7 protein-coding genes are annotated in these 7814 nt (G+C 68.8%); 4 read left to right on the top strand and 3 right to left on the bottom strand.

All coding sequences use genetic code 11. The features are described 5' to 3' along the window. A partial coding sequence (locus C667_RS17845) for a hypothetical protein (protein ID WP_004373181.1) occupies window positions 1–308 on the bottom strand: 308 nt, incomplete at its 3' end. A 227-nt stretch (window positions 309–535) separates the two neighbouring features. Here C667_RS17845 and C667_RS17840 point away from each other — a divergent pair. Continuing rightward, a complete protein-coding gene (locus tag C667_RS17840; RefSeq protein WP_004373179.1) occupies window positions 536–1729 on the top strand; it encodes a YbfB/YjiJ family MFS transporter in 1194 nt (397 codons plus the stop codon). Here C667_RS17840 and nudC read toward each other — a convergent pair. Next, window positions 1705–2571, bottom strand: coding sequence for an NAD(+) diphosphatase (gene nudC, locus C667_RS17835; RefSeq protein ID WP_004373175.1), 867 nt, complete (start codon window positions 2569–2571; stop codon window positions 1705–1707). The genes C667_RS17840 and nudC overlap by 25 nt on opposite strands. Window positions 2572–2908: 337 nt before the next feature. Between nudC and C667_RS17830 the strand changes: the two genes are divergently transcribed. The 3 genes from C667_RS17830 (at window position 2909) to C667_RS17820 (ending at window position 7047) form a co-directional block, all read left to right on the top strand. Further along, the gene (locus C667_RS17830; RefSeq protein ID WP_004373172.1) at window positions 2909–5149 is read left to right on the top strand and encodes an NADP-dependent isocitrate dehydrogenase; all 2241 of its coding nucleotides are present in this window, start codon (window positions 2909–2911) and stop codon (window positions 5147–5149) included. Window positions 5150–5260: 111 nt separating this feature from the next. Next, window positions 5261–6454, top strand: a complete 1194-nt coding sequence (locus C667_RS17825) for a hypothetical protein (RefSeq protein WP_245538492.1) — start codon at window positions 5261–5263, stop codon at window positions 6452–6454. Window positions 6455–6480: 26 nt separating this feature from the next. Then, complete coding sequence (locus tag C667_RS17820; protein ID WP_004373166.1) at window positions 6481–7047, top strand: hypothetical protein; 567 nt, start codon at window positions 6481–6483, stop codon at window positions 7045–7047. Between the two features lie 28 nt (window positions 7048–7075). On the opposite strand, the gene C667_RS17815 is transcribed toward C667_RS17820, so the two are convergent. Continuing rightward, window positions 7076–7814, bottom strand: a 739-nt coding sequence (locus tag C667_RS17815) for a hypothetical protein (RefSeq protein ID WP_004373163.1), incomplete at its 5' end; no start/stop codon positions are given.

Here is a 7814-nt window from a genome sequence, read left to right as displayed (position 1 = left end):
ACCGGCGCGGCGGCGGGCAGCGCGGCGAGTTGGCGGCGCGCCTCGGCGATCTGCGCGGGGGCGCCGGCGAGTGTCTGCTCGAGCGCATCGGCCCGGCGACGGTAGTCCTCGGCGCTGGCGAGGCTGGCCTGGGCCTGTTCCAGCGCCTGCTGCGCGGCGCGCTGCTCCGCTTCGGGCAGCTTGCGCTCGGCCAGCGCCTGCAGGCGCGCGCGCAGCTCGTCCGCCTGCGGCCGCGGCGGCGCCTCGGCGGTGGCGTGCATGGCGAAGAGGGGGAGCAGCAGCAGCAGGAGCAGGCGCAGCAGGGACATGGGACGACAACCGGAGGGGGAGCGGCGCGATGGTAACGCAGGCCGGAGGGTGGACGTCGTGCGGGCCCAGGGCTTCGTCCCGAGAAGGGCGATCGGCGCAATGCCGGCGAGCGGGTCCGCTGCCGCTCGTGGCGCGCGTGCCCCCCGTCCGGGGCGGTCGCCGGCTTGAGAAGCCTGTCGTGCGCGTCTATCGTGTCGGTCCGCAGAGGAGACAGGAAAATAAAACGATGTCGGATCAGAAACAGCGCATGAAGGTGCTCGGTGCGGGCATCTTCAGTCTGGTGCTCGCGCTCGGCGTCGCGCGCTTCGCCTACACGCCGCTGCTGCCGCTGATGCAGGCCCAGGCCGGACTCGGATTGGCCGAAGGCGGTTGGCTGGCGGCGATCAACTATGCGGGCTACCTCACTGGAGCGCTCACCGCGGCCTCGATCAGCGACCTGGTGCTCAAGGACCGCCTGTACCGCATCGGCATGGTGGTGGCGGTGCTGACCACGGTGATGATGGGCCTGACCACCGACTTCTGGGTGTGGGCGGTGTCGCGCTACCTCGCCGGCCTCGCGAGCGCGGCGTCGATGCTGCTCGGCACCGGGCTGATCCTCAACTGGCTGATCCGCCACGGCCACCGCCACGAGCTCGGCATCCACTTCGCCGGCATCGGCCTCGGCATCGCCGGCTGCTCGGTGGCGGTGGCGCTGATGAGCCAGTGGCTCGACTGGCGCGCGCAGTGGTACGTGTTCACCGCGCTCGCCTGCGTGCTGCTGGTGCCCGCGCTGGCCTGGCTGCCGGCGCCCGACACCAGCCCGGTGACCAAGAGCGGCGCGCCGATGCACGACAACCCGCCCAGCCCGCTGTTCATGCGGGTGTTCATGGCCTCGTACTTCTGCGCCGGCGTCGGCTTCGTGGTCAGCGCGACCTTCATCGTCGCCATCGTCAACCGCCTGCCCGGGCTGGAGGGCCAGGGCAGCTGGAGCTTCCTCGCCATCGGCCTGGCGGCGATGCCGGCCTGCATCGTGTGGGACTTCATCGCCCGCCGCACCGGCGCGCTGAACGCGCTGATCCTCGCCGCGGTGCTGCAGATCGTCGGCATCCTGCTGCCGGTGGTGGTGGGTGGCAGCCTGGGGGCGATCGGCGGTGCCCTGCTCTTCGGCGGCACCTTCGTCGGCATGGTGAGCCTGGTGCTGACCATGGCCGGGCGCTACTACCCGACGCGACCGGCCAAGATGATGGGCAAGATGACCATCTCCTACGGCGTGGCGCAGATCCTCGGCCCGGCGGTGACCGGCTGGCTGGGCGAGACCTTCGGCAGCTACGCCGGCGGGCTGTGGTTCGCCGCGGCGATGATGGCCGTGGGTACCGTGCTGCTGCTGGTGCTCAAGATGGTCGACCGGCGCGACGCTCAGGTCGCGGCGGGCGTCGCCTGAGCGGGCGGCCACGGCCGCCCGTGGCGCCGGCAGAAGTCGTGCAGCAGCTGGTTGGCCATCGCGTAGCGGATCGGGAACAGCGGCGGCAGCGCGTCGACATGGAAGAAGCGCGCGTCCTCGATCTCGCCCGGGGCGCACACGATGTCGCCGCCGGCGTACTCGGCCTGGTAGCCGAGCATCAGCGCATGCGGGAAGGGCCAGGCCTGGCTGGAGAAATAGCGCGGCAAGCGGATGCGCAGGCCGGTCTCCTCGAAGATCTCGCGATGCACCGCCTGCTCGGCCGACTCGCCCGCGTCCACGAAGCCGGCGAGCGTGCTGTAGAGGCCGGGCGGAAAGTGCGGCGAGCGTCCGAGCAGGATCTCGACGCCGCGCTCCACCGCCACGATCACCACCGGCGAGACGCGCGGGAAGTGCTCGCGGCCGCAGTCCGGCGCGCTGCAGCGCCGCGCCGGCGGGTCCGTCCTCGGTGTGGTGGGCGCGCCGCAGGCGCCGCAGAAGCGGTGTGCGCGGTCGAACTCGAGCAGCTCCAGGGCGCGCGCGGCGAGCGCGAGGCGGTCTTCGGCCAGCGTGTCGAGCAGCGACTTGAGATGCTGGAAGGCATGTCCGCCGGGCGCCTCGATCGCGCGCTCGACCTCGACCACCGTCCAGGCCTCGCCCGTGGGCACGGGGAAGTCGAGCGTGCGCAGTGCGGCGAGGCCGGCCCGCCAGGCGCTCGGGCCGGCGGTGGGCGCACCCGTGAAGTCCACCAGCAGCTGGTGGCCGCGGAACACCAGCGTGCGGGCCGGGCTGCGCGAGGCCGGCCGCGAGTCGCCGCATGCGGGCAGTGAGGAAGGGAGGTTCATGGTCGTGGGAGCGCGCTCGGGCGGAGCGCAGCGGTGCGGAGAAGGCGGAAGGAGAAGGCGGAAGGAGAAGGCGGAAGGAGAAGGGCGAGGACGGCAGCATCGGGCAGATTGTCCGCGCTGTCGAGCCTGCGGCGCAGGCCTTGGCCGGGCTGGTTTCCAGGCCCGGCAAGGCCTGCCGCAGTTTATTTCGCGATGTGAAAGAAGGTTTCGATGCCCGACAGGTCGATAAGTGGTATTTTTCCGGGCGACTGCGATCGTGCGGCGGCTGTGCCGCGCCGGCGACAGAGGGTCGCCATCGGGTAGTCGGGACAAGATCTAAAACATATAGGGGAAATCAATGTCTGCAGGCAAATCCAAGATCATCTACACGCTCACGGACGAAGCGCCGCTGCTCGCGACGTGCGCCTTCCTCCCGATCATCCGCACCTTCACCGGTCCTGCAGGCGTCGAGGTCGAGAAGGCCGACATCTCCGTGTCGGCGCGCGTGCTCGCCGAGTTCCCCGAATACCTGAGCGAAGACCAGCGCGTCCCCGACACGCTCGCCGAGCTTGGCCGCCTGACCCTCGAGCCCGACACCAACATCATCAAGCTGCCCAACATCAGCGCCTCGGTCGCCCAGCTCAAGGCCTGCGTCAAGGAGCTCCAGGAGAAGGGCTACAAGATCCCCGACTACCCCGAGGACCCCAAGACCGACGAGGAGAAGGCGCTGCGCGCCCGCTTCGGCAAGTGCCTCGGCTCCGCGGTCAACCCGGTGCTGCGCGAGGGCAACTCCGACCGCCGCGCGCCCGCCGCGGTCAAGAACTTCGCCAAGAAGCACCCGCACTCGATGGGTGAATGGAAGCAGTGGTCGCAGACCCACGTCTCCCACATGCACCACGGCGACTTCTACCACGGCGAGAAGTCGATGACGCTCGACCGCGCACGCTCGGTCAAGATGGAGCTGATCACCAAGTCGGGCAAGGCCGTCGTGCTCAAGCCGAGGACCGACCTGCTCGACGGCGAGATCATCGACTCGATGTTCATGAGCAAGAAGGCGCTGTGCGAGTTCTACGAGAAGGAGCTCGACGACTGCCGCGAGGCGGGCATCCTGTTCTCGCTGCACGTGAAGGCGACGATGATGAAGGTCTCGCACCCGATCGTCTTCGGCCACTGCGTCAAGATCTACTACAAGGACGCCTTCGCCAAGCACGGCAAGCTGTTCGACGAGCTCGGCATCAACGTCAACAACGGCATGGTCGACCTCTACGAGAAGATCAAGACCCTGCCCGAGTCCAAGCACGACGAGATCATCCGCGACCTGCACGCCTGCAACGAGCACCGCCCCGAGCTGGCCATGGTCGACTCGGCCAAGGGCATCACCAACTTCCACTCGCCCAACGACATCATCGTCGATGCGTCCATGCCGGCCATGATGCGCCAGGGCGGCAAGATGTGGGGTTCGGACGGCAAGCAGTACGACAGCAAGTGCGTGATGCCGGAGTCGACCTTCGCCCGCATCTACCAGGAGATGATCAACTTCTGCAAATGGCACGGCAACTTCGACCCGCGCACCATGGGCACGGTGCCGAACGTCGGCCTGATGGCGCAGAAGGCCGAGGAGTACGGCTCGCACGACAAGACCTTCGAGATCACCGAGGACGGCGTCGCCAACATCACCGACCTCGCCACCGGCGAAGTGCTGCTGAGCCAGAACGTGGAAGCCGGCGACATCTGGCGCATGTGCCAGGTCAAGGACGCGCCGATCCGCGACTGGGTCAAGCTCGCCGTCACCCGCGCGCGCAACTCGGGCATGCCGGCGATCTTCTGGCTCGACCCGTATCGTCCGCACGAGAACGAGCTGATCAAGAAGGTCAAGGTTTACCTCAAGGATCACGACACCAGCGGCCTCGACATCCAGATCATGAGCCAGGTGCGTGCGATGCGTTTCACGCTCGAGCGCGTGGCGCGCGGCCTGGACACCATCTCGGTGACCGGCAACATCCTGCGCGACTACCTGACCGACCTGTTCCCGATCATGGAGCTGGGCACCTCGGCCAAGATGCTGTCGATCGTGCCGCTGATGAACGGCGGCGGCATGTACGAGACCGGCGCCGGTGGTTCGGCGCCCAAGCACGTGCAGCAGCTGGTGCAGGAGAACCACCTGCGCTGGGATTCGCTCGGCGAGTTCCTGGCCCTGGCGGTGTCGCTGGAGGACCTCGGCATCAAGACCGGCAACGTGCGCGCCAAGCTGCTCGCCAAGACCCTGGACGAGGCCACCGGCCGCCTGCTCGACGAGAACAAGTCGCCCTCGCCCAAGACCGGCCAGCTCGACAACCGCGGCAGCCAGTTCTATCTGGCGCTGTTCTGGGCCGAGCGCCTGGCCGCGCAGACCGAGGACGCCGAGCTGGCGGGCAAGTTCGCTCCGCTCGCCAAGGCGCTGCGCGAGAACGAAGGCAAGATCGTCGAAGAGCTGGCCGTCGTGCAGGGCAAGCCTGCCGACATCGGCGGCTACTACAAGGCCGATGCCGAGAAGACCAAGGCCATCATGCGCCCGAGCGCCACGCTCAACGCCATCCTGAAGGGCGCGCGCGCCGCCTGAGGCGGCTGACGTGCCGCCGGCCAGCGCCCGGCGGCCGGTGAACCCGAAAAGGGGCAGATCGACGAATGCGTCGGCCTGCCCCTTTTTCTTGTCCGCACGCAAGGCAAGGGTATGCACGATCGCCGCCGGGTGCCTACCATGACATCATCGCCTTACGAGGACAGGCCGATGGCCGATTTCAGGAAGCTCCGCGTGATGATCTCCAGCCGCTGCGCGTCCACAGTGCGCCGTGGGGATTCACGGGTTTCGATGACCATCGTCCGTACGCGGCTGAAGCGCGAACTCGAAGCGGAAAGCCTCTGCGGCGAGCCGCTTTTCGAGGTGTGGATCTCCGACGATGCGCCGGATCAATCGCAGGGCGATCTGGAGACCGCGTGGGAGAAATCGCTCGAGGAGGTGCGCAAGGCCGACATCGTCCTGGTGCTTTACACCGGCGAGGCGGGCTGGGCGCCCGCACGCGGCCTCGGCGTGTGCCATGCGGAGTTTCAGCAGGCTTGGAACGATGGGCCGGCTCGACTCAAGGTGGTGCGCATCGGCGACGTGGGCACGGCGCCCAAGGACGCCGCCGAGTTGAAGCGCGATCAGGCCTTCCAGGCCTATTTCGACGACCTCAATCCCACCTCGCCGGCCGCTTCCGACGTCGACGCCATCGTCGCGCGCAGCCGCGAGGCCTTGCGCGAGGCGGTGGCCGGCCTGGTCAAGCTGGGTGGACGCGAGGCACGCAAGGGGCGTTTCGCCTACGGCGCCCCGCTCGACTGGAGCCGGCTCGATTTCGGCCACCGCAAGAAGGCGATGGAAGACGCGCTCGGTGGGGGGCTCGCCGAGTTCGGCGCAGTCGAATCCAGCGGGGGCTGGTTGTGGCCTCTGGGCGAAACCTCGATTCTAACCATATGTCATGGCCTGCCAGGAGGCTTCGGCGTGGCGGCCGCCCGGGAAATGGTGGGCCAGCCCTTTCTCCACGACCATATGTTCCTCGTCAGGGCACTCGGCGAACGGGAAGCACCGGCCGGTCCGCTGCATCTGGTCGCCTGCCTGAAAGGCATCACCGAGAGCCAGGCGATGCGCCAGCTGGGCTTCCCGGATGCGACCATCGTCGCGGCGCCCTTCGGTGTCTATGTGTCCGACCCAGTGCAGAAGATCCAGATGATCTTCCTCGCCAACTGCCGCGATCTGACCACGACCCGCAATGCCCTCTGTCGCCTGGCCGAGTGGCTGAGCGCCACCGGCGAGGCGGCGAACCTGGCGCGCCGTGCGCTTGGCCGGCGCAGGGTCGTGCAGGTCATCCTCGATGTGCAGGGCGACTGAGATCACCCGAACGATAGGGAAGCACGATGTCGTCCGCGCTTGCCGGCCTTTATGAACGCAGCGGTCGCAGTCCGCCGGCCGCGCTGGCGGACTGGGAGGACCGCGTCGATGGCTGGTGCGATGCCTATCTCCAGGCCTTCCCCGATGCCGGGCTGTCGGAGATCAACCTCGATCTCGCCGTGTTCCAGTTCGACCATGTGAGCGAACGGGTCACGCTCGCCTATGCGCTGTCGGTCGAGCCGCTCATGCGCCGCGATAGCGGACGCATGCGCGGCTTTCCCGACGTCAATGCCTCGGTGCGCCGCGTCCTCGGGGATCGCGCCTTCGTCGCGGACAAGGGGCATTTCCTCGGTCACGCCAGCGGAGGCATCCTCGACATCAACCTGTTCCCGCAGCGGCGCGAGCTGAACCGTGGCTGGTCCGAGGAAGGCAAGCGCTTCCGCAGCATGGAGCGATACGTCGCCGAGCACCCCGGGACCTTCTTCTACCATCGCCCTTCGTACCGCGATCAGACGTGGATACCCGCCACGCTGGAATACGGGGTCCTGGTCGATGGGGAGCGTTGGTGGGTGGACCGGTTCAGGAACGTCTGAGCGCTGCGCCTGGCATGCAGGCTCCGCGCTAGCGCGCCGGCAGCACGATCGCCCCGGGAGCGAACCAGAGCTCGTAGTGGCGTGCGCGGATCGAGCCGCTGCTGCCATAGAGCGTGCTGAAATCCTCCAGGCTCGGCTTGGGCGACTGCAGCAGCCCGGCGAGCGTGCGCACCAGCGCTTCGCCGTCCTGGCGGCATTCCTCGGTGCGGAAGCAGCGCAGCATGCTGCGCGTGGGCGCGGCCTTGACGAGCACGATGCCGGGCAGCTCGAGCGCGGCGTCGCCGATGCGTACGCTGCGCAGGCGCGTCTCCAGCGCCTCGGCGGCCTTGCGCTGGCTCTCCTCGGCGATGTAGATCCACATCCGCGGCGCGAGCGTGCCGGGCGGGGGGGCGGGCGCAGCGGACAGCGGCGGGGCGGCCTGCTGCACGGCGATGTTGGAGAGATTGCTGACCTGGGCGCGCAGCTCGGACTTGGCCTCGGTGAGGCTGCGCTGCACCGCCTGCCCGTCGCCGCTCGCCGGGGCGTTGGCCGCGGTAGTGGCGCGTTCGAGCTCGTCGACCACGCTGGCGAGCGCGGTGGCCGACTGCCGCGCCTCCTTCGCCACCGCCTCGGCCGCGGCGCGTGCGGCGGCTTCGGCCTCGCGCGCCTCGACCAGGGCCTCGAGCTGGCGCACGACCTCGTCGCGCGCGGTGAGCGCGAGCTCGCGCTCGCCTTCGGCGACCCGGCGCGCGTCCTCGGCGATGCGCGACTGCTGCCAGGCCAGCCCG

It is taken from the genome of Thauera phenylacetica B4P (genome assembly GCF_000310225.1).
GTDB lineage: Bacteria > Pseudomonadota > Gammaproteobacteria > Burkholderiales > Rhodocyclaceae > Thauera > Thauera phenylacetica.
Note: the sequence above shows the minus strand (reverse complement) of the source record. Positions and strands in the feature narration are given on the sequence as shown.